General features: G+C 70.1%; 22 protein-coding genes, 2 tRNA genes and 1 other RNA gene. 14 read left to right on the top strand and 11 right to left on the bottom strand.

The genetic code is table 11. The features are described 5' to 3' along the window. Window positions 1-2 precede the first annotated feature (2 nt). Window positions 3-512, top strand: a complete 510-nt coding sequence (locus tag AB0N03_RS12520) for a M48 family metallopeptidase (RefSeq protein ID WP_364369576.1) — start codon at window positions 3-5, stop codon at window positions 510-512. Window positions 513-723: 211 nt separating this feature from the next. On the opposite strand, the gene AB0N03_RS12515 is transcribed toward AB0N03_RS12520, so the two are convergent. Next, complete coding sequence (locus tag AB0N03_RS12515; protein ID WP_364369574.1) at window positions 724-2,094, bottom strand: zinc-dependent metalloprotease; 1,371 nt, start codon at window positions 2,092-2,094, stop codon at window positions 724-726. Window positions 2,095-2,185: 91 nt separating this feature from the next. On the opposite strand from AB0N03_RS12515, the gene AB0N03_RS12510 reads away from it, so the two are divergent. Beyond that, a complete protein-coding gene (locus AB0N03_RS12510; RefSeq protein ID WP_364369571.1) occupies window positions 2,186-3,292 on the top strand; it encodes a S16 family serine protease in 1,107 nt (368 codons plus the stop codon). Here the strand turns inward: AB0N03_RS12510 and AB0N03_RS12505 are convergent. Continuing rightward, window positions 3,289-3,831, bottom strand: coding sequence for a PPA1309 family protein (locus AB0N03_RS12505; protein ID WP_364369568.1), 543 nt, complete (start codon window positions 3,829-3,831; stop codon window positions 3,289-3,291). The two genes, AB0N03_RS12510 and AB0N03_RS12505, sit on opposite strands and share 4 nt — an antisense overlap. Before the next feature lie 243 nt (window positions 3,832-4,074). On the opposite strand from AB0N03_RS12505, the gene AB0N03_RS12500 reads away from it, so the two are divergent. Then, window positions 4,075-7,083: a UPF0182 family protein gene (locus tag AB0N03_RS12500; RefSeq protein ID WP_364369565.1), complete on the top strand. Its 3,009-nt coding sequence runs from the start codon at window positions 4,075-4,077 to the stop codon at window positions 7,081-7,083. A 67-nt stretch (window positions 7,084-7,150) separates the two neighbouring features. After that, window positions 7,151-7,224: transfer RNA gene (locus tag AB0N03_RS12495), tRNA-Met, on the top strand. A 130-nt stretch (window positions 7,225-7,354) separates the two neighbouring features. On the opposite strand, the gene AB0N03_RS12490 is transcribed toward AB0N03_RS12495, so the two are convergent. Beyond that, complete coding sequence (locus AB0N03_RS12490; RefSeq protein ID WP_364369562.1) at window positions 7,355-8,776, bottom strand: FAD-dependent monooxygenase; 1,422 nt, start codon at window positions 8,774-8,776, stop codon at window positions 7,355-7,357. Window positions 8,777-8,870: 94 nt separating this feature from the next. Between AB0N03_RS12490 and AB0N03_RS12485 the strand changes: the two genes are divergently transcribed. From AB0N03_RS12485 to AB0N03_RS12450, 8 genes are all read left to right on the top strand, one after another. Then, window positions 8,871-9,455: a TetR/AcrR family transcriptional regulator C-terminal domain-containing protein gene (locus AB0N03_RS12485; RefSeq protein WP_364369559.1), complete on the top strand. Its 585-nt coding sequence runs from the start codon at window positions 8,871-8,873 to the stop codon at window positions 9,453-9,455. A 77-nt stretch (window positions 9,456-9,532) separates the two neighbouring features. Further along, window positions 9,533-9,606: transfer RNA gene (locus tag AB0N03_RS12480), tRNA-Met, on the top strand. Window positions 9,607-10,021: 415 nt separating this feature from the next. Further along, complete coding sequence (locus AB0N03_RS12475) at window positions 10,022-10,522, top strand: helix-turn-helix transcriptional regulator (RefSeq protein WP_364369556.1); 501 nt, start codon at window positions 10,022-10,024, stop codon at window positions 10,520-10,522. Between the two features lie 63 nt (window positions 10,523-10,585). After that, window positions 10,586-11,689 carry a peptide chain release factor 2 gene (prfB, locus tag AB0N03_RS12470; protein WP_364369553.1) on the top strand — a complete coding sequence of 368 codons (1,104 nt, stop codon included), beginning with the start codon at window positions 10,586-10,588 and terminating at the stop codon, window positions 11,687-11,689. Window positions 11,690-11,870: 181 nt separating this feature from the next. After that, the gene (gene ftsE / locus AB0N03_RS12465) at window positions 11,871-12,560 is read left to right on the top strand and encodes a cell division ATP-binding protein FtsE (RefSeq protein ID WP_364369550.1); all 690 of its coding nucleotides are present in this window, start codon (window positions 11,871-11,873) and stop codon (window positions 12,558-12,560) included. Window positions 12,561-12,614: 54 nt separating this feature from the next. Then, the gene (ftsX, locus tag AB0N03_RS12460) at window positions 12,615-13,508 is read left to right on the top strand and encodes a permease-like cell division protein FtsX (RefSeq protein WP_364369547.1); all 894 of its coding nucleotides are present in this window, start codon (window positions 12,615-12,617) and stop codon (window positions 13,506-13,508) included. A 48-nt stretch (window positions 13,509-13,556) separates the two neighbouring features. Further along, a complete protein-coding gene (gene smpB / locus AB0N03_RS12455) occupies window positions 13,557-14,039 on the top strand; it encodes an SsrA-binding protein SmpB (protein ID WP_354826990.1) in 483 nt (160 codons plus the stop codon). Further along, complete coding sequence (locus AB0N03_RS12450) at window positions 14,036-14,932, top strand: amidohydrolase family protein (protein WP_364369542.1); 897 nt, start codon at window positions 14,036-14,038, stop codon at window positions 14,930-14,932. The genes smpB and AB0N03_RS12450 overlap by 4 nt, the downstream gene beginning before the upstream one ends. On the opposite strand, the gene AB0N03_RS12445 is transcribed toward AB0N03_RS12450, so the two are convergent. The 5 genes from AB0N03_RS12445 to AB0N03_RS12425 form a co-directional block, all read right to left on the bottom strand. Further along, the gene (locus AB0N03_RS12445; protein WP_364369539.1) at window positions 14,922-16,235 is read right to left on the bottom strand and encodes an acyltransferase; all 1,314 of its coding nucleotides are present in this window, start codon (window positions 16,233-16,235) and stop codon (window positions 14,922-14,924) included. The two genes, AB0N03_RS12450 and AB0N03_RS12445, sit on opposite strands and share 11 nt — an antisense overlap. A 94-nt stretch (window positions 16,236-16,329) precedes the next feature. Then, a complete protein-coding gene (locus AB0N03_RS12440) occupies window positions 16,330-16,554 on the bottom strand; it encodes a hypothetical protein (RefSeq protein ID WP_364369536.1) in 225 nt (74 codons plus the stop codon). A 162-nt stretch (window positions 16,555-16,716) separates the two neighbouring features. Beyond that, entirely contained in the window at window positions 16,717-17,358 is a 642-nt protein-coding gene (locus AB0N03_RS12435) for a response regulator transcription factor (protein ID WP_329051584.1), read from the bottom strand. A 39-nt stretch (window positions 17,359-17,397) separates the two neighbouring features. Next, a complete protein-coding gene (locus tag AB0N03_RS12430; protein WP_364369532.1) occupies window positions 17,398-18,528 on the bottom strand; it encodes a sensor histidine kinase in 1,131 nt (376 codons plus the stop codon). Next, window positions 18,525-19,199, bottom strand: a complete 675-nt coding sequence (locus tag AB0N03_RS12425) for a sensor domain-containing protein (RefSeq protein ID WP_364369529.1) — start codon at window positions 19,197-19,199, stop codon at window positions 18,525-18,527. The genes AB0N03_RS12430 and AB0N03_RS12425 overlap by 4 nt, the downstream gene beginning before the upstream one ends. Before the next feature lie 158 nt (window positions 19,200-19,357). Here AB0N03_RS12425 and ssrA point away from each other — a divergent pair. Further along, window positions 19,358-19,725: a transfer-messenger RNA gene (ssrA, locus tag AB0N03_RS12420) on the top strand. Window positions 19,726-20,413: 688 nt separating this feature from the next. Next, window positions 20,414-20,623, top strand: a complete 210-nt coding sequence (locus tag AB0N03_RS12415; RefSeq protein WP_364369526.1) for a hypothetical protein — start codon at window positions 20,414-20,416, stop codon at window positions 20,621-20,623. On the opposite strand, the gene AB0N03_RS12410 is transcribed toward AB0N03_RS12415, so the two are convergent. The 3 genes from AB0N03_RS12410 to AB0N03_RS12400 all read right to left on the bottom strand — a co-directional run bounded on the left by AB0N03_RS12410 (window position 20,624) and on the right by AB0N03_RS12400 (window position 24,101). Then, window positions 20,624-21,862, bottom strand: a complete 1,239-nt coding sequence (locus AB0N03_RS12410) for a GGDEF domain-containing protein (RefSeq protein ID WP_364369658.1) — start codon at window positions 21,860-21,862, stop codon at window positions 20,624-20,626. It lies immediately after the preceding gene. Between the two features lie 139 nt (window positions 21,863-22,001). Beyond that, window positions 22,002-23,219, bottom strand: a complete 1,218-nt coding sequence (locus AB0N03_RS12405) for an MFS transporter (protein WP_364369523.1) — start codon at window positions 23,217-23,219, stop codon at window positions 22,002-22,004. 99 nt (window positions 23,220-23,318) lie between these two features. Next, the gene (locus AB0N03_RS12400; RefSeq protein ID WP_364369520.1) at window positions 23,319-24,101 is read right to left on the bottom strand and encodes an IclR family transcriptional regulator; all 783 of its coding nucleotides are present in this window, start codon (window positions 24,099-24,101) and stop codon (window positions 23,319-23,321) included. Window positions 24,102-24,242 lie beyond the last annotated feature (141 nt).

Genomic DNA, 24,242 nt, shown 5'->3' with positions numbered 1-24,242 from the left:
AAGTGCGGCGCAGCCAGCGCCGGCACCGGACGGTCACCGCGTATTGGAAGGACGACACGCTCATCGTCCTCATCCCCGCGCGGATGACCAGGGCGGAGGAGAAACACTGGGTCGCCGAGATGGAGCGCAAGCTGCAGCGCTCGGAACCACGACGGCCGGCGTCCCCGAAGACGTCGGACGAAGCCCTGCTGGCGCGCTGCGCGCTGCTGTCGGGCAAGTACCTGGGCGGCACCGCGGTGCCGGCGAGCGTCCGCTGGGTGCCGCCGATGCGCACGCGGTGGGCGTCCTGCACACCGGTCGACGCGACCATCCGGGTCAGCGACCGGCTGCGGAAGGTCCCGCCCTGGGTGCTGGACTACGTGCTGGTGCACGAGCTGGCGCACCTGCGCGAGCCCGGCCACGACGCGGCGTTCTGGACGCTGGTGCGGAAGTACCCGAAGACCGAGCGGGCGATGGGATACCTCGAGGGGTTGGCGGCCGCCGCCGGGTGGGGGATCGACACCGAGTGTTGAGCGGGTGACGGCGGCCGGGGTGACCTGCGGTTCCGGGTCGCCCCCGGTTGCCTTTACAGGCCGCCGGTGGGAGGGGAAGGGTGGGGGCGCGGGCGCTCGAGGGGTCGGCGACCGGCAAACGACCGGTCGGCGCGATCGAGGGGTGGCCGACGAAAGCGGAAAGCCGGTGGCCCGCTTCCGCGGAGCACCGGCTTTCCGAAGACGACCCGGTCTACGCCGGGGTCTCGCCCTCCTCGGGCGGGGTGTCCTTGCTCTTCTGCTCGCGCTCGGAGCGTTCCGACTGCTCCGACTGCTGCGTGCGCTCCAGCTCCGCGATCGGGTCCAGGTCGTCCAGCGAGCCCGTCTCGCCGACGCGGTCCGCGAAGTCGATCGGCTCGTCCAGGTCCTCCGCCGTCGGCATCAGGTCCGGGTGGGACCACAGGCCGTCGCGCTTCTCGACCCCGTGGCGGTCGCCCACCAGCTTCCACAGGTTCGACGCGTCCCTCATGCGGCGGGGGCGCAGCTCCAGGCCGACCAGCGTCGCGAACGTCTGCTCCGCCGGGCCGCCCGTCGCGCGGCGGCGGCGCAGCGTCTCGCGCAGCGCGTCCGCTCCGGGCAACCGGTCGCCGACCGCGTCGGCCACCACCACGTCGACCCAGCCCTCGACCAGGGCGAGCAGCGTCTCGAGACGCCGAAGCGCCGCCTTCTGCTCGTCCGTCGTCTGGGGCTCCAGCAGCCCCGACGACATGGCCTCTTCGATGCTCGCCGGGTTGGCCGGGTCGATCCGGCCGGCCAGGGACTCGAGCGCGGACGTGTCCACCGAGATGCCGTGCGCGAACTCCTCGACCGTCGCCAGCAGGCGCTGCCGCAGCCACGGCACGTGCGTGAACAGCCGCTGGTGCGCGGCCTCGCGCGCGGCCAGGAACACCAGGATCTCGCTGTTCGGCAGCTCCAGGCCCGCGGCGAACTTCTCGATGTTCGCCGGCAGCAGCGCCGACGTCCCGGCCGGGGCCAGGGGCAGGCCGATCTCGGACGCCGTCAGCATCTCCTGCGCGAGCTGGGCCAGGGCCTGGCCCAGCTGGGACCCGAAGGCCATCCCGCCCATCTGCCCCATCATCTGCAGCAGCGGGCCGGCGGCTTCCTTGGCTTCCGCGGGCAGCGCTTCCATCCAGGCGCCGGACACCTGGCGGGCGACCGGGTCGCACAGCCGCTGCCACGTCGGGAGCGTCTTCTCGACCCAGGTGCGCGGCGACCAGGCGACCGCCGACGTCGCGCCGGCCGGGAACTGGGTGCCCGCGTCGAGCCACAGCTCGGCGAGGTGGGCGGCGTCGCGGACGGCGGCGTTCGAGTCGTCTCCACCGGAGAAGCCGAGGCGGCTTTCGCCGGTGTTGCCGGCGCTGCCGAGGCTTTGGAGGGCGATCTGCTTGGCGAGGTCGTAGTTCACCGGCCCGCTGGAAGTACCGGCCTGGCTGAGCATCTGGCCCAGCTGGCTCAGCATCTGCCCGAGCTGGTTGAAGGCCTCGGCACCGGACGGCTCCGAGGGGTCGTTCTCACCTCGTTTGTCGGGATCGGAAGGTCCGAAGCCGAACGGGGGATTGCTCATGCGTCCACCGTACGCGGGTCGGGAAGCCCGAAGCACGTCATGTGCGTGGCCTTCACCGGGAAGCGAACGCGGTCACCGTACGCTGTCGGTCGTGACCAAGTCCTCCGAGCAGACCGCGCCCGCGAAGAGCAGCCCGGACCCCGGCGCCGAGGCCGCCGGCGAGGCCCGGCGGATGACCCGCCGAGGGTGGACGCTCGTGGTCAGCGGCTCGCTGTTCCTCGTCTTCGTGGTGCTCGGGCTGGTCGTGCCGGTGCCGTTCGTGGCCATCAGCCCCGGCCCGACCTACGACACGCTGGGTCGCGACGCCGCGGGCAACCCGGTCATCCAGGTCAGCGGTCACGAGACCCACCCGACGACCGGCGAGCTGCGGATGACGACCGTTTCGCTGCACGACGGCGTCACGCTCTTCCAGGGCCTCGGCTTCTGGGCCAGCGGCCGTTACGCGCTCGCGCCGCGCGAGGAGTACTTCAAGCCCGGCGAGACGAACGAACAGGTCAAGCAGGAGAACATCCAGCAGCTGCAGGACTCCCAGTCGAACGCCCAGGTCGCCGCCCTGCGCGAGCTCGGCTACCCGGTCAAGGTGCTGGCGAAGCAGATCGTCTCCGGCAGCCCGGCCGACCACGTGCTCGCCCCCGGCGACAAGCTGATCACGGTGAACGGCAAGAAGATCGTCGAAGCCGCGGACGTCCGGGCCGCGCTGGCCGGCACCCTGCCGGGCCAGACCGTCCAGATCACCTTCCAGTCGGACGGGCAGCCGGAACGGACCGTGCCGCTCACGCTCGCCTCGCGCCCGGACCGCAAGGAAGGCTTCATCGGCCTCACCGCGACCGACCGCGCCGAGGCGCCCTTCAACGTCAACATCTCCCTGCAGGACGTCGGCGGCCCGTCGGCCGGGCTGATGTTCACCCTGGCGATCATCGACCGGCTCAAGGGCGACGACATCGCGGGCGGGCGGCACATCGCCGGCACCGGCGAGATCACCGAGACCGGTGAGGTCGACCCGATCGGCGGGATCTCGTTCAAGGTCGTCGGCGCGCGCGAAGCCGGCGCCACGGACTTCCTGGTGCCCGAGCACAACTGCGCCGAGGCCAAGACCACCGCGCCCGACGGGCTCAACCTCATCAAGGTGTCCACACTGGACGACGCGCTCGCGCAGCTGGCCAACCTGAAGGCGGGCCGGCCGACGGCGTCCTGCTAGGGGAGGAGCGTCGCCTTGAGGGCCTCGAGGAGGTTCGGGGCGAGGTCGGGGCTCTCGACGATCTCGTCGACCGACTCGTCGGCGCCCTCGGCCGTCCCGATGCCGCGCAGCCGCATGACGCACGCGCCGTTGCCCTCGCGCAGGACCGCGGCCACCAGCCGGGCCTCCGTCCGCTGCGGGTGGTCGGCGGCCGCGCGGCGCAGGCTCTCGGCGTCGGCCTCCGCGACGTCCGGCAGCTCCGACTCCGAGCCCGGCGGCAGCACGATGATCTCCTGCGCCAGCGCGCACCCGATCACCAGATCGGGCCACGCGATCCGGGCCAGCGCCTCGGCGAGGTCGCCATCGGGCAGCGCTTCCTGCGCGACCGGTGTCAGCGGGTTCGCCCGGTCGAGCTGCCCGGCCAGCTCCGGCTGCTCGTCCAGCAGCGCCGCCGTCGGCACCAGCGCGAACAGCTGCGGCGGCTGGTCCCAGCCGTTCGCGGCCATGAAGTCTTCGATCTCGCGCGCGAGAGCGGCCACGCCGGCCTGCTGCGGTTCCATGCGCCCATCGTGTCAGAGCCTGGTCCTGGTCAACCCGCCACGCCCCGGACGCCGGACGCGGGTCTGCGCCGGAGCCAGGTGGCGGGCGACGGCCGGACAAGGCTCTCCGGCCGGTCCGCGCGACCACGCCGCGAGTCCGATTCGGGCGGGTCCCGGGAACTTCCCGCGGCATCCGTAGAGTTAGGGAATCAGGGGGCGCGTGCGCCCCTGTTCAAGTGCTGACGAATGACAGGAGCGTGCACCGTGGCGACTCGGCCCCCGGTGAGCCTGCCGAAGCTGTCCCGGCGGAGCCGGATCCTCCTCATCATCGCCGCGGTGATCGTGCTGGCGCTCCTGCTCGGAGCCCGCTTGCTCGACACGTACGTCGACTGGTTGTGGTTCGGAGAGGTCGGCGCGCGTTCGGTGTTCACGACGCAGGTCGTCACCCGCGTCATCCTGTTCTTCGCGGTCGGGTTGCTGGTCGGCGGGGCGCTCGCGATCAGCCTGATGATCGCCTACCGCAGCCGCCCGGTGTTCGTGCCGATCTCCGGCGCCGACGACCCGCTGGCCCGCTACCGGTCCGCGATCGTCGCGCGCATCCGTCTCTTCGGCATCGGGATCCCGGTGCTCACCGGCCTCATCGCCGGCCTGTCCGCCCAGGGCGACTGGCAGGTCGTGCAGCTGTTCCTCAACGGCACCTCGTTCGGCCAGACCGATCCCGAGTTCGGCAACGACGTCGGCTTCTACGCCTTCAGCCTGCCGTTCTACAACTGGCTGCTCGGCTGGCTGTTCATCACCGTCGTCGTCTCCTTCTTCGGCGCGCTGATCTCGCACTACGTCTTCGGCGGCATCCGGCTGGCCGGCAAGGGCGGGCAGCTCGCCGGCCCGACCCGCGCGCAGCTCGCCATCACCGTCGGCCTCTTCGTGCTCCTGAAGGCCGCCGAGTACTTCCTGGACCGGTACAACCTGCTGTTGTCCGACCGCGGCGCGCCGCTGTTCATCGGGGCCACCTACACCGACCTGAACGCGGTCCTGCCCGCCAAGCTGATCCTGTTGTGCATCTCGGTGATCTGCGCGATCGCGTTCTTCGCCGGTGCCTTCCTGCGCAACCTGCAGCTGCCGGCGATCGCCCTCGTGCTGCTGATCCTGTCGAGCATCCTCGTCGGCGTCGCGTGGCCCGCGATCCTCGACCAGTTCTCGGTGAAGCCCAACGCGAACGAGAAGGAAGCGACGTCCATCGGGCGCAACATGGACGCCACCCGCAAGGCGTTCGGCCTCACCGACGTCCAGTACCAGCCCTACACCGGCAGCTCCACCGCCACGGAGGACCAGCTCAAGGTCGACACCGGGACGATGTCGAACATCCGGCTGCTCGACCCGAACATCCTCTCCGACACCTTCACCCAGCGCGTCGGCCGCGAGAACTTCTACGGCTTCCCGGCCAAGCTCGACATCGACCGCTACACCGTCGGCGGCACCACGCAGGACTACATCGTCGCCGCCAAGGAGATCAAGACCGAAGGCCTGACCGGCAACCAGACCAGCTGGATCAACAAGCACCTCGTCTACACCCACGGCAACGGCTTCGTCGCCGCGCCCGCCAACACGATCGACCGCGCGGTCAAGGACGCCAACTCCGACGGCGGCTACCCGATCGCCACCACCAGCGACACCCAGAACCCCTCCGGTGCCGGCTCGTCCGGCACGGGCCAGCCCGGCATCGAAGTCAAGGAACCCCGCATCTACTACGGCGAGCTGTCCGCCGCGGACTCCGACTACGCCATCGTCGGCGGCACCACCGGCAACGCGCCCGGCGAGTACGACACCGCCACCGACCGCTACACCTACAAGGGCACCGGCGGCGTCTCGGTCGACAACTGGTTCAACCGCCTGGCCTTCGCGGCCGAGTACGGCGAACGCAACATCCTGTTCTCCGATGCCATCGGCGACAACTCGAAGATCATGTACAACCGCGACCCGCGCGACCGCGTCAGCAAGGTCGCGCCGTGGCTGACCCTCGACGGCGACCCGTACCCCGCGGTCGTCGACGGCAAGATCCAGTGGATCATCGACGGCTACACCACGATCAACAACTTCCCGTACTCGCAGCAGACGCAGCTCGGCGCGGCCACCAACGACTCGCTCAACGGCGTCGCCCGCCAGAACAACAGCTCCATCAACTACATCCGCAACTCGGTCAAGGCCACCGTCGACGCCTTCAACGGCTCGGTCAACCTGTACTCGATCGACGACAAGGAACCGGTCCTCAACGCGTGGGAGAAGGTCTTCCCCGGGCTCGTGAAGCCGAGCTCCGAGATCTCGCCGGACCTGCGGTCCCACTTCCGCTACCCCGAGGACCTCTTCAAGATCCAGCGTGAGCTGCTGTCGCGCTACCACGTCAGCAACCCGCAGGAGTTCTACTCGCAGCAGGCCTTCTGGAGCGTCCCGCAGGACCCGACGGCCGAAGGCGGCTCCAACCCGGCCGCGGCCGGCGCGGCCAACCAGCCCGGCTACTACGTCCTCGCCGACACCCCGGGCCAGAGCAAGCCGACGTTCCAGCTGACCAGCTCGCTCACCGGTCTGCAGCGGCAGTACCTCGCGTCCTGGATGTCGGTGTCCTCGGATCCGAACGACTACGGGAAGATCCGCGTCCTCCAGCTCCCCAGCGCGGCCACCGGAGCCACGCAGGTCGACGGCCCGGTCCAGGTCCAGAACCGGTTCCAGAGCGATCCACGGGTGGCGCAGGACCGGACGTTGTTCAACAACCCCAACGTCATCCCGATCTACGGCAACCTGATCACGCTGCCGGTCGCGCAGGGCTTCCTCTACGTCGAGCCCGTGTACATCCGGCAGCGCAACCAGAACAGCTATCCACAGCTGGCCCGCGTGCTCGTCTCGTACGGGCCGAAGGTCGGCTACGGCGCGACGCTGCAGGAAGCCCTCGACCAGATCTTCGGCCCCGGCACCGGCGAGGCGACGACCACGCCACCCCAGGCGGGACAGCCCACGACCCCGACGTCGCCGACGACGACCCCGACCGCGCCGACCACGACGCCACCGAACACCAGCGGAGGCAACGCGGCTTTGGACAAGGCCGTGACGGACATCCAGTCCGCCCTCGCCAAGCTCCGGGCGGCTCAGCAGTCGGGCAACTTCACGGACCAGGGCGCGGCTCTGGCGGCACTGGACGCGGCGGCCAGGGCGTACGAAGCGGCCAAGACCGCGGCGCCCGGGACCAGCACTCCGCCGTCCAGCACCCAGCCGGGAGGGTGACGTCTCTTACCTTCGGGGTACCTGCTTTGCACCCCCTGGAAACCAGGGCGTAAGGTAGGTATCACGACGCGGGGTGGAGCAGCTCGGTAGCTCGCTGGGCTCATAACCCAGAGGTCGCAGGTTCAAATCCTGTCCCCGCTACGGATGTAGGAGGCGTGTGCCAGCGGAAAGCGCTGGCCGCGCCTCCTTCGCATTTCCCCCTGGGGGTCGAACCCCCAGACCCCCGCCAGGGAGGGCTCCGCCCCCCTGGACCCCCCGGCGCGTGGTCGCCTCAGTTCTTTAACCAGGCTGCTGTGGATGCTGTTGTGCTTGCTACGTAACCGTCCGGGCGGACGAGGATTCGTGTCAGGTCGGGCCAGGGTAGCTCTGGTACTTCCGCTACGACTACCTCCGCGTGGGGCGGGAACGCCGGGGTTTTCGTCAGCAGGACGAACTTTCCACTGTGGAACAAGTCGCTCGCGAACCCTTCGCCCAGCGGGAAGTCCGGGAGACGCGCTCCCGTCGCCGGGTGGCTTTCGTCCGGTCCGTAGCGGATGTCCAGGCCCGAGACCATTCCCGACAGCTTGCGCTGGACCTCCGGGAGCGCCGTCAGGTCGCGGAACAGGGCTCGCAGGGCCAGCTGGTCCGGGGTCAGGGGAATCAGGGCGTTCTGCGCCGCCACGTTCTGCAGGACCCCGTTCGCCACCGCGCGACGCTCTTCCTCATACGTGTCCAGGAGGCCGGCCGGCGCCCGGCCGCGCAGCTCGGCCGCCAGCTTCCAGCCCAGGTTCATCGCGTCCTGGACACCCAGGTTCAGACCCTGGCCGCCGGCCGGGAAGTGGATGTGCGCCGCGTCGCCCGCCAGGAGCACCCGGCCCACCCGGTACTTCGCCACCAGACGGCTGTCGTCCGAGAAGCGCGACACCCAGCGGATCTCCTCGATCTCCGCTTCGGCGCCGAAGCGTTCGCGGATCGCCGCGCGGACTTCCTCCTCCGGGACCTCCGTTCGGAGGTTCTCCGGGCGGTTCAGCCGGTCGCCGTAGCTGAGGCGGTACAGGTTCGGCTCGCCCAGCGGGATCAGGCCGACGAACTTGCCCGGGCTGAGCGACGTCACCATGTTCCCCATCGACCGCCACTCCGTCGGCGCGCCCGGCGGGGTCGTGCGGAACAGGACGTCCGCCGAGACGCCGTGGCCGCGCCCCTCGATGCCTTCGAACGGCAGGTTCAGGGCCTTGCGCACGACGCTGCGGCCGCCGTCGCAGCCCACCAGGTAGGCCGCGCGCACCCGGAGGTCGCCGGCCGTGACCGTCACGCCGGCGTCGTCCTGCTCGAAGCCGGTGAGCTCGTGGCCGCGCAGCACCTTCACGCCCTGCTCGGCCAGCCGCTCCTCCAGCGCCGCTTCGACCTGCGCCTGCGGGATGCCCACCTGGTACGGGTGCCGCGTGTCCCAGCCGGTGTAGCGCACCGGGATCACCGAGAAGTGTCCGTCCGCGACAGTCGCGAACGACCGCTGCTCTGCCCGGCCCAGCAGGCCGCGGAGATCCAGTACCTCCGCCGTGCGCGGCTGCAGGTTCAGGGCCTTCGACAGTCCGGTCCGGACCGCCAGGCGTTCCAGCACCACGACGTCCACCCCCGCCAGCGCCAGCTCGTTCGCCAGCATCAGCCCGGTCGGCCCCGCCCCGGCGACGACCACGTCCGCGGTCAGCTCGTTCATCCCCAGCTCCTTAACAACGTTAAATTGACCCGACCCGAGGATGCCCTTAACATCGTTAAATTGTCAAGCCGGTACCCCGAGGAGAATCGAAATCATGGCCTTGACCAGGCAGGACATCGCGCGTTCGGGGCTGAAGGTGCTCAACGAGGTCGGTCTCAACGGGCTCACGCTGCGGCTGATCGCCACCGACCTCGGCGTCAAGGCGCCGGCGCTCTATTGGCACCTGAAGAACAAGCAGGAGCTGCTCGACGAGATGGCGACGCAGATGTACGCCGATTCGGCCGAGGACCGGCGGCCGCCGGACTCGCTGGGGGAGTGGGAGGCCATCGCGCACGGCGCGCGGGCGCTGCGCCGGATGATGCTGTCCCATCGCGACGGCGGGAAGGTCTTCGCCGGCACCTACCTCGGGGACACCGGCCTGGTCGGGCCGAGCCCGCTGCGGCGGAGCATCGAGGCCGGGCTGGACGAACGCCGGGCGGCCCAGGCGCTGTTCACCGTGTACAGCTACGTCGTCGGCTTCACCATCGAGGAGCAGGCCGTCTACCCGAAGCCCGGCGAGCTGGACGAGCGCTACCGCAGCGAGGCGGCGGGGGACCTCCTCGCCGACGTCGGCTCGCGGTTCGAGGACGGGCTCTCGATGGTCCTCAGTGGAGCCCGTCAGTGGCTCGAAACCCGGTAATGCCTGGTCAGCCGCTTTGTGCACCCCGGTGTAAACCCGGTAGCCACCCCGTGTAATCTATTCAAGTACCACAACGGCGCGGGGTGGAGCAGCTCGGTAGCTCGCTGGGCTCATAACCCAGAGGTCGCAGGTTCAAATCCTGTCCCCGCTACAGAGGCAGAGGCCCGTGTTCGCAGAATATGCGAACACGGGCCTCTTTCGCATTGAATTGGGGGTCGAACCCCCAAACCCCCGCCAAAGGGGCTCCACCCCCTGGGATCCCCCGTCGTGGTCGCCTTCGGCTACGAATCTCGTGATTCGGGCATTGTTTCCGGGTGGTTGCGGTGCGTGTCCGGAGTCGGCCAAGCCGGGGAGGACCGCCCGGCGAACTCACCTGCCTGGCGGCGTCGGGGCGGCTCGCGTGCGGCTGGTTGGACCAAAGTGCCGCCCACGTGGTTGCACAGCGTGTCCGCGGTCCACAGTGGACCTGGTCGCATTGGGCCGAACGAGGGGATCTCACTAGCCACAATGGACAGATCCGCTGACCACTGTGGACACAGCGGCCGATAAGTGGGAATCTAGGGAACGTGTCCGAATTGAATGCAACAGCCGCCGCCCTGCTCGGTCTGCTCCACGACGGTCCCGCCACCGGCGGGCAGCTCGTCGCGGGAGCGGGTGAGCGATTCGGCGCCTTCTTCAGCGTCACCCGCAGCCAGGTGTACCGGGAGCTCCCGGCGCTGTCCAAAGAAGGTCTCGTCCGGCTCGGCAAGCAGGGCCCGCGCTCCAGCCAGCAGTACCTGATCACCGCCGCCGGCAAGAAGGCCTTCAAGGCCTGGCTGACGTCCGAGGCCGGTCCCGACCACCTGCGCAGCCCGCTCATCCTGCGGCTCGTGCACGCGGCGTCGTTGACCGCGAAGCAGCGCCAGCTGCTGCTCGAGTCGGCCCGGACGAGCTACGGCCAGCAGCTCGACGACGCGAAGGCGGCCACCAAGGCCGCCGACGGGCCGTACGAGAAGGCCGTCGCCGAGTTCGCCCAAGCTCAGGCCAAGGCCGCGCTGAAGCTGCTCGACGCCATCCCCGCGGCCTGAGGTTCGCGCCCCCACGACCGGTCCTCGCGACCGGTCGTGGGTTTTGCCGTAACCTCGACAAACGTGAGTGATGAGTTCGACGCGGCACTGAGGGACCTGACCGGCAAGCTGACGCAGATCGAGTCGGTGATGGACCTGGATGCGCTGCGCGCCCAGGTGGCCGATCTCGAGCAGCAGGCTTCGAGCCCCAACCTCTGGGACGACCCGGAGGCAGCGCAGAAGGTCACCAGCCAGCTGTCCCACCGGCAGACCGAGCTGCGCCGGGTCAGCGAACTGCGCCAGCGGCTCGACGACCTGGGCGTGCTGTACGAGCTCGCTGGGGACGAGGGCGACGCTGGCAGCATGGGCGAGGCCGAAGGTGAGCTGACCGACCTGGGCAAGGCCATCGACGGCCTCGAGGTCCGCACCCTGCTCTCCGGCGAGTACGACGACCGCAACGCCGTCGTCACCATCCGTTCCGAGGCCGGTGGCGTCGACGCCGCGGACTTCGCCGAGATGCTGCTTCGCATGTACCTGCGCTGGGCCGAGCGCCACGGCTACCCGACCGACGTCTACGACATCTCCTACGCCGAAGAGGCGGGCATCAAGTCGGCGACGTTCAAGGTGACCGCCCCCTACGTCTACGGCACCCTCTCGGTCGAGCAGGGCACCCACCGGCTCGTCCGGATCTCGCCGTTCGACAACCAGGGCCGCCGCCAGACGTCGTTCGCGCACGTCGAGGTGCTGCCCGAGGTCGAAGAGGTCGACCACGTCGACATCGCGGAGAAGGACATGCGGGTCGACGTCTACCGGTCGTCCGGCCCCGGCGGCCAGAGCGTCAACACGACCGACTCCGCGGTGCGCATCACGCACCTGCCGACCGGGATCGTCGTTTCGTGCCAGAACGAGAAGTCGCAGCTGCAGAACAAGGCCGCCGCGCTGAAGGTCCTCCAGGCCCGGCTGATGCTGCGCAAGAAGGAAGAAGAGCGCGCCGAGATGGACGCGCTCAAGGACGGCGGCTCCAGCTGGGGCAACCAGATGCGTTCGTACGTGCTGCACCCGTACCAGATGGTCAAGGACCTGCGGACCGAGTTCGAGGTCGGCAACCCGACCGCGGTGCTCGACGGCGACATCGACGGCTTCCTCGACGCCGGCATCCGCTGGCGGAAGCAGACGGCGACCGTCTGATCGGTGCAAGGGGTGTCCGCTCGACCGCTCACCGCGGCTTTTAGGGGGTCCGGGTGGCGGAGCCCCCGGCGCGGGGGTGGGGGTACGACCCCATTACACACCGTGCGCAAACACCCTTTGCTCCACCCGGGTGGACCGGGCAACCGGGGCTTCACGAGACCGGTGGGTAGTATGCCGAATCGTGATCCGGCTCGAAGAGGTTTCCAAGGTCTACAAGACCTCGACGCGGCCCGCGCTCGAGCGGGTGTCCGTCAACATCGAAAAGGGTGAGTTCGTCTTCCTCATCGGTCCCTCGGGATCGGGGAAGTCGACCTTCCTCCGGCTCCTGCTGCGTGAAGAGACGCCGAGCAAGGGCCGCGTGATGGTGTCGAACTTCGACGTCGCCAAGCTGGCCCGCCGGCGGGTTCCCCGCCTGCGCCAGACCATCGGCTGCGTGTTCCAGGACTTCCGCCTGCTGGCCAACAAGACGGTCGCGGAGAACGTCGCGTTCGCCCTCGAGGTCATCGGCAAGCCCGCCCCGACCATCAAGAAGGTCGTGCCCGAGGTGCTGGAGCTCGTCGGCCTCGACGGCAAGGCGGACCGGCTGCCCAACGAGCTCTCCGGTGGTGAGCAGCAGCGCGTCGCGATCGCGCGCGCGTTCGTCAACCGGCCGCTGGTGCTGCTCGCCGACGAGCCGACCGGGAACCTGGACCCCGACACCAGCCAGGACATCATGCTGCTCCTGGAGCGGATCAACCGCACCGGCACGACCGTCCTGATGGCGACCCACGATCACTCCATCGTGGACTCCATGCGGCGCCGCGTCGTCGAGCTGCAGCTCGGCCGCGTGACCCGCGACGACGCCCGCGGCGTCTACGGCATCGGTCGCTGACTCCGGCACTCTCCGCCCCGCCAACGCCCCCGACACCAAGGACCAGACCCCGACATGCGTGCCAGTTTCGTCTTCAGTGAGGTAATCACCGGCCTGCGCCGGAACATCACGATGACCATCGCGATGATGCTGACCACGGCCGTGTCGCTCGCCATGCTCGGCGGTGGCCTGCTGGCCGTGCGCACGATCGACAAGATGAAGTCCAACTTCCTCGCCGACGTCGAGGTTTCGGTCTACCTCACCGACGACATCAGCGCCAACGACAAGACCTGCACGCAGTCGCTGTGCCAGTCGCTGCGCTCGTCCTTGCAGAGCAACGACGGTGTCGAGTCGGTCGTGTTCGAGAATCGCGACCAGGCCTTCGACCGGTTCAAGAAGATCTTCGAGAGCCAGCCGGAGCTCATCCAGCTGACCGGGCCGGAGTCGCTGCCCGCGTCGCTGCACGTGAAGCTGAAGGACCCGGACCGCAGCGAGTCGATCGTGCAGGAGTACGGCGCCAAGCCGGGCGTGCGGAAGGTCGACGACCAGAAGAAGTTCCTCGACCGCGTGTTCAACGCCTTCAACGGCGTCCGGAACATGGCCTTCGGGGCCGCGCTCATCATGGCCATCGCCGCGCTGCTGCTGATCGCCAACACGATCCAGGTGTCCGCGTTCACCCGGCGCACCGAGGTCGGCATCATGCGGCTCGTCGGCGCGACGCGGTGGTACACGCAGCTACCGTTCCTGCTGGAGGCGGTGGTCGCCGGCGCGGTCGGCGCGATCCTCGGGATCATCATGCTGGTCATCACGAAGGTCAGCTTCCTGGACGCGGTGTTCACCGGCGACGTGTTCCCGAAGATCACCACGTTGGAGCTGCTGTTCCCGGTCGCGCCGATCCTGCTGGGCGTCTCCATGGTGATCTCCGCCATCACCGGGTACGTCACGCTGCGGCTGTACGTCCGGCACTAGGCTTTTAACCGGCTGCTTGCGGCCCCGGACATCACGTAGAGTGGTCGTATGCCCAAGGAACGTGGCCAGAAGGTGATCGTGTCGAACCGCAAAGCGCGGCACGATTACTCCATCCTCGACACCTACGAGTGCGGTCTCGTGCTCGTCGGCACCGAGGTGAAGAGCCTGCGCGAGGGCAAGGCGTCCCTGGCGGACGCGTTCGCGACGGTCGACGACGGCGAAGTGTGGCTGCGCAACGTGCACATCCCGGAGTACACGCAGGGCACGTGGACCAACCACACGCCGCGGCGGACGCGGAAGCTGTTGCTGCACCGGCGGGAGATCGAGAAGCTCATCGGCAAGACCAAGGAGAGCGGGCTCTCCCTGGTGCCGCTGTCGATGTACTTCAAAGACGGCAAGGTCAAGGTCGAGATCGCGCTGGCCCAGGGCAAGAAGGCCTACGACAAGCGGCAGACGCTCGCCAAGCGCGACGCCGATCGCGACATCAGGAAGGCGATGGGCCGCGCGTTGAAGGGCCGGTTCACGGAGTGACGGCGGGCCCGGCCTCCGACGCCGACGTGGCGCGCTGGACGGCGTCGCTGGGCTTGCCGGGCCTGGTCGACCTGCACGTCCACTTCCTGCCGAAACCGGTGATGGACAAGGTCTGGGCGTACTTCGACCGGGCCTCGACGCACTACGGCACCGACTGGCCGGTGCACTACCGGACGTCCGAATCGGACCGGCTGGAGACATTGCGATCGCTGGGTGTTTCTCGCTTCGCGCCGCTCGTCTACCCGCACAAGCCGGGGATGGCGCAGTGGCTGACGGAGTGGGCGCTGGAGTTCGCCGCGAACGTTCCGGACGCGGTACCGACCGGGACGTTCTACCCCGAGCCCGGCGCCGGGTCCGCTGTGGACGGTGCGTTGCGCGCCGGCGCCCGGGTGTTCAAGGCGCACGTGCAGGTGGGCGCGTACGACCCGCGTGACGAGCTGCTGAAGCCGGTGTGGGGCGCGCTGGCCGACGCGGGCGTCCCGGTCGTCGTCCACTGTGGACACGGTCCGTTGCGGGGCGATTTCACCGGGTTGTCGGTGTTCGAAGAGGTCCTGGCGCGGTACCCGGACCTGACGGCGGTGCTCGCGCACGCGGCGATGCCGGAGTTCGGCGTCGCGTTCGAACTGCTCGAGAAGTACCCGCGCGTGCATCTGGACACGACGATGGTCGGGGTCCCGTTCGCGGAGAAGATGTCGCCGCTGCCGCCGGACTGGACCGCGCGGCTGGCCGAGTTCGCCGGCCGCGTCGTGCTCGGCACGGACTTCCCGAACATCCCGTACTCCTACGCGACGCAGCTGCAGGCGATCGCCGGCTGGGCGGCCGACGATCGCCTGGGAGAGCCGTTCCTGCGGGCTGTCCTGCACGACACCCCGCTGCGGCTGCTCAGCGCCTGACCGCGGCCCGTTCCGTGACGGCGACCGCGCGGCCCAGCAGGTCGACCACCGGAACCTGCTTGCCCGCCAGGAGGAACCCGGCCGCCGCGAGGACCACCCACGGCACCGGGCCGTGCGCGATGCCGTCCGAAAGCGGCGCGAACCCGTGCGCCGCCAGGCCGAGCAGGCCACCGGAGATCAGCAACCCGGCGACGACCAGCTGCGGCACCCTCGCGGTGACCCCGGCCGTGTCGCGCTGCATTTCGAAGTGCGCGAACAACCGCAGCAAGCCCAGCAGCACCAGCCCGCACACCGCGAACCACGCGGGCGCCATGACGAGCCAGAGCAGCGTGCCCGGCGTGGGCGTCTCGTAGCCGAGGCCGTAGACCGTCACACCCGCCACCACGATCAGCGCCGGCATGTGCCAGAGGTAGACGCTCATGAACCGCGCGCCGAGCCAGCCGAGCGCGGGCCCGATGACGGGACGTTCCGCGAGCGCGTTGAGCTGCGGGCGGAAGGCGAGCAGCAGGCCGATCTGGCCGACGGCGAGGAAGGCGAGCAGCACGGTCGGCGGGCTCATGTTCGACACCGGCGCGCCCGGCATGCCGATCATGCTGGCCGGGTAGGGGCCGAAGGCGACCATCATCGCGGTGATGCCGAAGCCGGCGGCCGAGAGCGTCAAGGCGGCGCGGCGGGTGAGCGAGCCGAGGCGGCCTTCGACGTAGTGGAAGCCGAGCTGGTGGACGGCGACCCAGACGAAGATCGCGTTGGCGTAACCGAGGTAGCCGAGATCGTTGAAGCGGGCGACGTCGACGAGGACGCCGGCGACCCCCATGACCAGCGGCACCTTCAGGCCCCAGCGCCGGTGCGCGGCGACCATCAGCGGCGTGAGGAGCACGACCAGGACGTAGACCGCGAGGAACCACAGCAGCTGCGCGGCGATCGCGCCGGCGACCTGCAACGGCTGAGGCGGGATACCGAGGCCGCGGAGGAAGTCCGGCATGACGAGCCAGACGGCCAGCAGCGGCAGGACCGGCAGCATCAGCCGCTTGAGCCGCGCGCCGAGCCACTCGCGCGTCGACTTCGCGCGGCTCAGCGAAATGAGGTTGGCCGCGCCGCCGGCGAAGAACACCAGGGGCATGACCTGGGACAGCCAGGTGACGACCCACCAGCCGGGCGTCGCGAGCGCGTTGCCCGTGGCCAGCCGGCCGTCGGAGTACGAGAGCACCGGCATGACCCAGTGCTGGGCGATGACGGCGAGGATGGCCCCCGCCCGGACGACGTCGAGAAACCTGTCCCGGCCGCCTCGCTGGCTTGTCTGCATGCGCACCAGCCTGGCCGGTTCGACCTGCGGGAACAGCGGTGCTGACCGGCGTCTTCGGGGTCCTGTTCACCCCCGCTCGATACGGGGGTTCTCCCTACCTCAGGCCGTCGGGCTCGGGTTCGTGCCGCGTCGCGGAGACGCGGTACTCCCAGCCGCTCTCGGTGAGGCCGAGCTCGTAGCGGGTCTCGATCTTCGGGCCGCCGTGGAGGTGGATGTGCCGGATGACGGTGCCGGGCACGGGTTCGGCGTCCCCGAGCTCCTGGACGCGGCCGTCGAGCGGGCCGCCGAAGAAGCGGACGCAGCGGGAATCGTCGGACATCTGCGCGCTCCTCTCCGAGGGGTCCGCTCATGGTAAGTGAGCGGTGTGGAGGGTGCCGTCCGCGGAACGGGTGACCCTATGTCCACTTTACGGGGCTTTTGGTCACCGTCTGTCCGCTCGGTGACGCAGAGAGGTCGACTTGCGAACGCCGTGGTGGCGGGCTCAGCGGCCCAGGTAGGTCAGCACCGCGCGGACCCGGCGGTGTTCCTCCGCGCTCGCCTCCAGGCCGAGCTTCGAGAAGATGTTGCCGATGTGCTTCTCCACCGCGCCGTGCGAAACCACCAGGGAGTTCGCGATCGCCGTGTTCGACAGGCCCTGGGCCATCAGCCCCAGCACCTCGGACTCGCGGGCGGTCAACGCGTCCAGGGGGTTGCGGCGGCCGCGGGCCATCAGCTGGGCGATCACGTCCGGGTCGATCGCCGTGCCGCCGTTGGCCACCCGGCGGACCGCGTCCAGGAACTCCTCAACGTCGGCCACCCGCTCCTTCAGCAGGTAGCCGACGCCGCCGGCGCCGCCCGACAGCAGCTCCACCGCGTACGACTCCTCGACGTACTGCGAGAGCACCAGCACCGGCAGCCCCGGGATCTCCTTGCGCGCCGCCAGGGCCGCGCGCAGACCCTCGTCGGTGAACGTCGGGGGCATCCGGACGTCGACGATCGCCAGGTCAGGGCGATGTTCCTTGATCGCGCCGAGCAGATCGTCGCCGTTGTCGACGGCTGCGGCCGTCTCGATGCCCTCGTCGGCGAGCAGGCGGGTCACCCCGGCCCGCAGCAGCACGGCGTCTTCGGCGATGACTACCCGCATCCGGCCCCCAAGCTCGTGGATGAACGGGGTCCAGCCTATTCACCACTGGCAGGGGAGGTCAGCCCGGATTACCGTCGGCCCGCCGATCGGACTGACGACCGTGATCACGCCGTCGATCGTCGCGGCGCGGTCGGCCAGGCCGGCCAGCCCGCCGCCGGGACGCACCTCGGCGCCGCCGTGGCCGTTGTCGGTGATCTCGACGACCACGTGGTCGTCGGTCCGCCACACCTTCACACCCGCTTCGGACGCTCCGGAGTGCTTCGCGATGTTCGTCAGCGTCTCGCCGACGATGAAGTAGGCCGTCGTCTCCACCGCGGCCGGCGGCCTCGGCTCCACGGACACCGTCACGTCCACCGGAATCGGCGACTTCGCCGCCTGCGCCGACAGCGCCGCGTCCAGCCCCCGGTCCCCGAGGACGGCCGGGAAGATGCCGCGAGCCAGGTCCCGCAGCTCCGACACGGCGAGCTTCGCGTCCGAGTGCGCCTCGTCGATCAGCTCCCGCACCATGGCCGGGTCCTGGTCGAACTTCGCCTTCGCCCGCCCGAGGCTCATCGCGACCGCGACCAGCCGCTGCTGCGCGCCGTCGTGCAGGTCACGCTCGATGCGGCGCCGCTCCGCCTCGGCCGCGTCGACACCCCGCGCCCGCGAAGCCTGCAGCCGCTCGGCCTTCTGCTCCAGCCGCACCGTGCGGTCCGGCCCCAGCAGCGCGACGCCCAGCTCGCCGTGCAGCCAGCCCAGCCACGGCGTCACCCAGATCGCCATCGGCAGCAGGACGATCGACGCGATCGCGATCCCGAGCTCCGCGCACGCCAGCGGGAACGCCAGCATCAGGTACGCCAGGTCACGCCACGTCGTCGGATCGCTCAGCCGCACGATCCACCGCCGCAGCAGGGGCAGGCCCTCCTGCGAGCGCCGCTCCACCGGCGGCAGCGGCACCTGCAGCATCGCCCCCATCCACGCCCGCTCCCGATCCGCCGACCAGCGGATGAAGCTCGTCGTCGCCAGCAGGATCGGGAACCCGACCCACACCACCGCCGTGCCCACCCCCACCGCGATCCCCGTCACGATCAGCACGAACTGCACGATCCGGAAGACGAAGCTCACGATCATGTACACGATCGTGCGAGCCGGGTTCGGCCGCGGGTGCTCCAGCCGCTGCGCCTCGGTCATCCCGCCACCAGGTTCTTCTCTTCCGCGTCTTCCCACCAGCGCTCCATCCGACGGCGCTGGGCCACGGTCGTCCCCAGCAACGCGCTCGCCACGCGGGCGTGCATCCCCGCCAGCGCCTTCGTCAGCGCCACCGACAACGCGATGAACAACACCCCCAGCGCTGCCCACGGTAGCGCTTCCACCGTCGAATCCACGGTCAGCCACCGCAGGTCCTCCGACGGGAAGTAATACGCGCCCCCCGGCAGCCACCGGAAGTAGATCGGCAACCCGGCCAGCGCCAAACTCGTCGACCAGAACGTCGTCACCAGCACGAACTCGATGATGCCCAGCGGGAACAGCAGGAAGAAATAGGTCAGGTCCCGCCACGTCGACGGGTCCTTCAGCCGCCCCTTCCACCGTTCCGCCTGCTTCCCGGCCGGCAGCGGCAGGTACGGCAGATCGATGTACCGGTCCAGCAGCGCATAGACCCGCGCACGCTCCACGCGGGCGGCCCCCCGCACCGCCAGCACGAGCAGCGCGAGCAAACCGACCCCCACCCACACGACCGCGGTCCCCAGCCCGGCCCCCGCGAACGACGTCAGCACGACGAACGCCGCGACCCCCAGCGGCAAGTTCATCAGCAGGAACACCACCGACCCACCGAACGGCGGATCCCGCCTCTCGCTACCCATGACGGGCTCCCTTCATCCCACGATGGACTCAAGGATCGTCTTCCGGCAGACCCGCGAACATGGTGCGCGCGGGCATCCCCGCGGTAGGGCTGGCCCTACCCGCCTGGAGTAAAGAGGTAGCGGCACGCGTTATGATGTAGAGGTTGTGTTCCCACCAAGGGGGTGAACGGTTTCGACTTTGGACGTTGATCCAGGGGAAGCGTGCCGGTGCAGGCGAGAGACCACCGTAAGCGTCATCGCAAACGAATAAGCGCCGATTCCAATCAGCGCGAGTACGCCCTCGCCGCCTGAGCGAGTGCGTCTCTGTCGGCCCGGGTTCGCCTCCGGCCCGGGTACCGGCATCAGCTAGGAGGCTCAGCGACTGTCCCGGCCACGGGGAACAGTCGTGAAGCAAACAGTGGCTGGGCTCGTCACCTCAGCTCGTTCGCATGACTGAGGGGGCCAAGTAGAGACGTAGCGGACTGCGCACGGAGAAGCCCTGTTGATACGCCAGAGGACCCGGGTTCAATTCCCGGCACCTCCACTCGACACGAGAAGGCCCTCGCCCCTTCGGGGCTGTGGGCCTTCTCTTTGTCTCACTCATCGCCTCTGGGGGTCGAACCCCCAGACCCCCGCCAGGCGGGCTTCGCCCCCTGGACCCCCTCCCCGGGGGCTTCGCCCCGGGACCCCGCTTTCTCGGGGCTTCGCCCCTTCTCTCCGGGGCTTCGCCCCTGGACCCCGCCCTTGGGGCTTCGCCCCTTGCCCTTCCGGCCGCTTCGCAAGCCGAGCTGACGCGGGAACGGGCACCGACGAGCACCCAGACCCCCCCCGCACCCCGATCCGAAGCCAGAACACGGCCGGCAGCGCCGGGTCAAGGCATCTTTCCCGCCTTGACGCGGTGTTGTCGGCCGTAGTCACGATGACAGCTTCGGGGTGCCGGAAGGCCCCAAAGGGACAGTTTGCCTCACACGTGACGTCCGCGCCCTGCCGCTCCGCGACCCCGACCCTTCGTCGCGATCGCTCCCCGTACCGCACCCCCCCACTGGCTCGCGCTCTCCAAGCCACCTCCGCAGCTCCACCGCCAGATCCGCCGCCCAGACCCACCGCCGAAGCGTCGCTACTTTCCGCGAACACTGCCTTGTGATGGGGCCCACTTGTGGGTGAAATTTTTGTGAGTGTCATGCTTGAGGCCCGACCATGGCTCTGCACCCGCGGAGTCGGAAGTAGGTGGCCAGATGACCTGGGCCCGTTCCAACGGCAGCTCGACCGCCAATGATGAAGACAGCCGGATGGGGGTTATCCGGGCTGAGGAGGCCGTTCGGCTCGCTGAACAGAACGATCGGGCCGTCATCACCGTGGCCGGGCACTCGTCCAATGTCGGGGAGTGTGCCGAGCTGCTGGCCATGCTCGGGCTCGATGCCGGGCGGCGGCACAAGATCGCCTGATCAGACCAGGTCCGCTACGTGGACCACCTTGTTTCGACCTGTGGCTTTGGCGTGGTACAGCGCTGTATCCGCTGCGTCCAGTAGGCGCTGGAGCGAGGTTCCCGCCGTCGGGTAGATCGCCATGCCTATCGAGGTCGACAGGCCGGTGATCGACAGCTGGCCCGCCGGGACCTTCAGGGCCGTGATCGCGCGGCGGATGCGCTCCGCCACCGCTCCGATGTCCGGGTGGGCGATGCCCGGCAGCAGGACCACGAACTCTTCGCCGCCGAACCGGCCCACCGCGTCACCTCGGCCGCGGACCGCCGAGATGATCGCCTCCGCCACCGCTCGCAACACCGCGTCGCCCGCCAAGTGGCCGTACGTGTCGTTCACCTGCTTGAAGTGGTCGAGGTCCAGCATCAGCAAGCCGAACGTCGTGTGCTGGCGCGCGGCCGCCGCCAGGGTTCGCTCGGCCAGCGCGTGCCAGCCGCTCGTGTTGTACAGGCCCGTCTTCGCGTCGCGGTGGGCCGCCACCTCCAGCTGCTTCACCAGCACCGTCCGGTGCAACAGCAGCAACGGCGGCAGCACCAGCACCACCAGGCCCGGCAACATCGCCAGGGACACGGCGTTCAGCGCGCCCAGGCACAGCGTCGCCACCTCCAGGCCGTTGTCCGACCACGTACCGAACAACGCCTCCGGCGTCCGGCCGACCTCGCGGCGCGCCGGGAGCACCAGCAGGGCGTTCACCACGAAGAACGTCGCTCCCGCGCCCGCGATCGCGAACGTTCCGGCCCAGCCGTGCGTGAACGCCGAGCGCACGTCCGACGCACCCGAGACCCGCAGCACCGCCTGAGCCGCGTAGCACGAGAGCAGGATGATGGCCGCGTTGCTGACCGTCCTCGACACCGGCACCCGCTGCAGGCGGTACCAGCTGCGGACCGCCAGGTGCGCGTACAGGCCGCCGACCAGCACCGCCAGCAACACCGGCGGCAGAAGGAGGACGCCGGCGAACGTCCACACCGACGTCATGTTGATGTGCGGGGTCCCCGACACGCGGCGCCGGATGCGCTCGACGCGGCGGCCCGTCTCCGACTGGATCACGCCGAGGACCAGCAGTGTCGCGAGGATCAGCAGCGTCCGGCGGTCCACCGCGACCGGGAACGGGCGCAGCGTCAGTACCACCGCAGCCGCTTCGCTCAGCAGGCAGTAGACGATCACCCGCGGGCTCTGGCGCCACAGCGCCCAGCGCCGTGGTGCCACGAGGACGTCACGAAACCGCGGTGCGCCGCGCGGTGTCCCGGCACCGGTCTGCATACTCATGGTGTCCGGCCGGTGACGGAGCCGGTACGGCCCGAGGTGCCGAAGGGAGGCGCGCCATGTGCGGACGCGACAACTGAGGTCATGGTCCCTCCAGCCCGGCCCGGCGCCACGCCCTCGCGATCGGCACGGCCACCGCGGCGCCCGCCGCCCCGGCCACGGCGATGGTGTGCGCCGGGCTCAACACGTCGGCCAGCACGCCCGCCGCGGCCGCGCCGACGCCCTGCACGGTGAGCAGCCCCGCCGAGTTCACGCCGGCGCACTGCGCGCGGTGCTCGTCGGGCACCCGCCGCATGAACGACACCGTGCCCTGGATGTTGTAGCCCGTGGCCAGCAGCCCGGACACCGCCAGCAACACGACCGACAGCACCAGGCCCGGCCGGAAAGCGAACACGATCAGCGGCAGCCCCGCCGCGATCCCCAGCCACCCGAGCACGCGGACCTGCGCGCGTTCCGGGATCCACTTGCCGAACACGACGCCGCCGAGCACGCTGCCCGCCGGGTCCGCCGCCATCAGCAGCCCCACCAGCGCCGCGCCCGCGCCGATCCCGGCCGCGTACGGCGCGGCCAGCGCCTCCGGCACGATGTAGAACCCGGCCAGCCAGTTCAGCGCCACCAGCGTCCGCAACGCGGGATCGCGCCAGATCAGCCGGATGCCCGCGGACGTCGTCGAGAGCCACGCCGGCCGGACCGCCCGCGCGATCGCCGCGCGGCGCCGGACGCCGGTGACCAGGAACGCCGCCGAGAGCACGAACGTCACCGCGTCCAGCGCCAGCGCCGCGGACGGCGCGAGCGCGGCGATCAGCAGCCCGCCGCCGGCGAACCCGGCCAGCTGCGCGCCCTGGATCGTCACGTTCCGCAGGGCCATTCCGACCAGGTACCGCTCGCCGTCGAGCACCGAGGGCAGCAACGCCTGCTGAGCGGCCTTGAACGGCCCGCCCAGCGCCGTCATCACCGCGACCAGCACGCACAGCACCCACAGCGGGACGCCGGGGACCGCGATGACGCCGACGAGCGCGGCGCGGGCCAGGTCGGCCACGACCATGACGTCCCGGCGCGGCCACCGGTCACCCGCCCCGGCGAGCAGGACCCCGCCGAGCAGCGAGGGCACGTACGTCAGGGCGTAGGTCAGGCCGGTCAGGGCCGCCGACGAAGTGCGCTGGTAGACGAGGACCGCGAGCGCGACGCGGGCGAGCTGGTCGCCGCAGACGGACAGCAGCTCAGCGACCCACATCGCGCGGAACTCGGCGACGGCCAGGACCGCGCCGAATCCCACCCTCGTCACGCGTGCGTCGTCCATCACCCGACGTCCCCTCGAAACCCCTGCTCAGTCACGGTAATAACCCAGCGGAGTGGAATCGAGCCGTTCGGTGACAGTTGCCCCGATCGCCGCAGCGGGTCAGCCCGGGTGGCCGCTGATCCGGCTGGTCAGCTCGGCGGCCGACGCCGCCACCTCGGCCGCCAGCTCCGGCCACGTCTGCGCGCACGGCTCGGCGGTGCAGTGGTGGCGCAGGGTCACGCTGATCGCCGCCATGGGGCGGGCGCCGTGGTCGAAGACCGGGGCCGCCACCGACGCGAACCCCGCCGTCACGTGGCCGTCCTCCACCGACCAGCCCAGCCGGCGCTCCGCCGTCAACGTCCGGCGCAGCTCGGCGAGGGTGCGCGGACCGCGGCCGGTGCGGAGCACGAACGCCGACGCCGACGGGAACAACGCCCGGACGTGTGGCGCCGGCAGGTGCCGCAGGATGGCCCGGCCGGACGCCGTCAGCTGGGCCGGCAGCCGGACGCCGACCTCGGTCACCAGGGTCTCCGGCCGCGCCGGGCGCTCCTTGATCAGGTACAGCGACTCGTTGCCGTGCAGCACGCCCAGGTGCGCGGTGTGGCCGGCGCGGTCGACGAGCTTGCGCAGCAACGGCCCGGCCAGGCGCTCGAGGGGATCGTGGCGCAGGTACGCCGAACCCAGCTCGAAAGCCGCGATGCCCAGGCCGTACCGGCGTTCCGCGGGCAGGTGCACGACGAACCCGGCGGCCTCGAGCTCGCCGAGCAGGTGGTACGTCGTCGACCGGGGGAGTCCCGCCTCCCGCGCGATCGCCGCCGCGGTCACCGGACCCGGCCGCGTCGCCAGCAGGCGCAGCACCGCCAAGCCCCGGCGCAGCGCCGGCACCTCGCTGCTCTCACCCATCCGCACCTCCCGGGCCAGGCGCCCCAATGTGGCCTTGGTTGCGCTCAACGCACCGAAGGGCCCCTTGGGTGCGTTCAACGCACCGAAGGCCACATTGGGGCGCTCGGGGCCAGGGTAGCTCCGTTGTCTGGGATACCAGAC

The sequence above is a fragment of the Amycolatopsis sp. NPDC051061 genome (assembly GCF_040682935.1).
Lineage (GTDB): Bacteria > Actinomycetota > Actinomycetes > Mycobacteriales > Pseudonocardiaceae > Amycolatopsis.
Note: the sequence above shows the minus strand (reverse complement) of the source record. Positions and strands in the feature narration are given on the sequence as shown.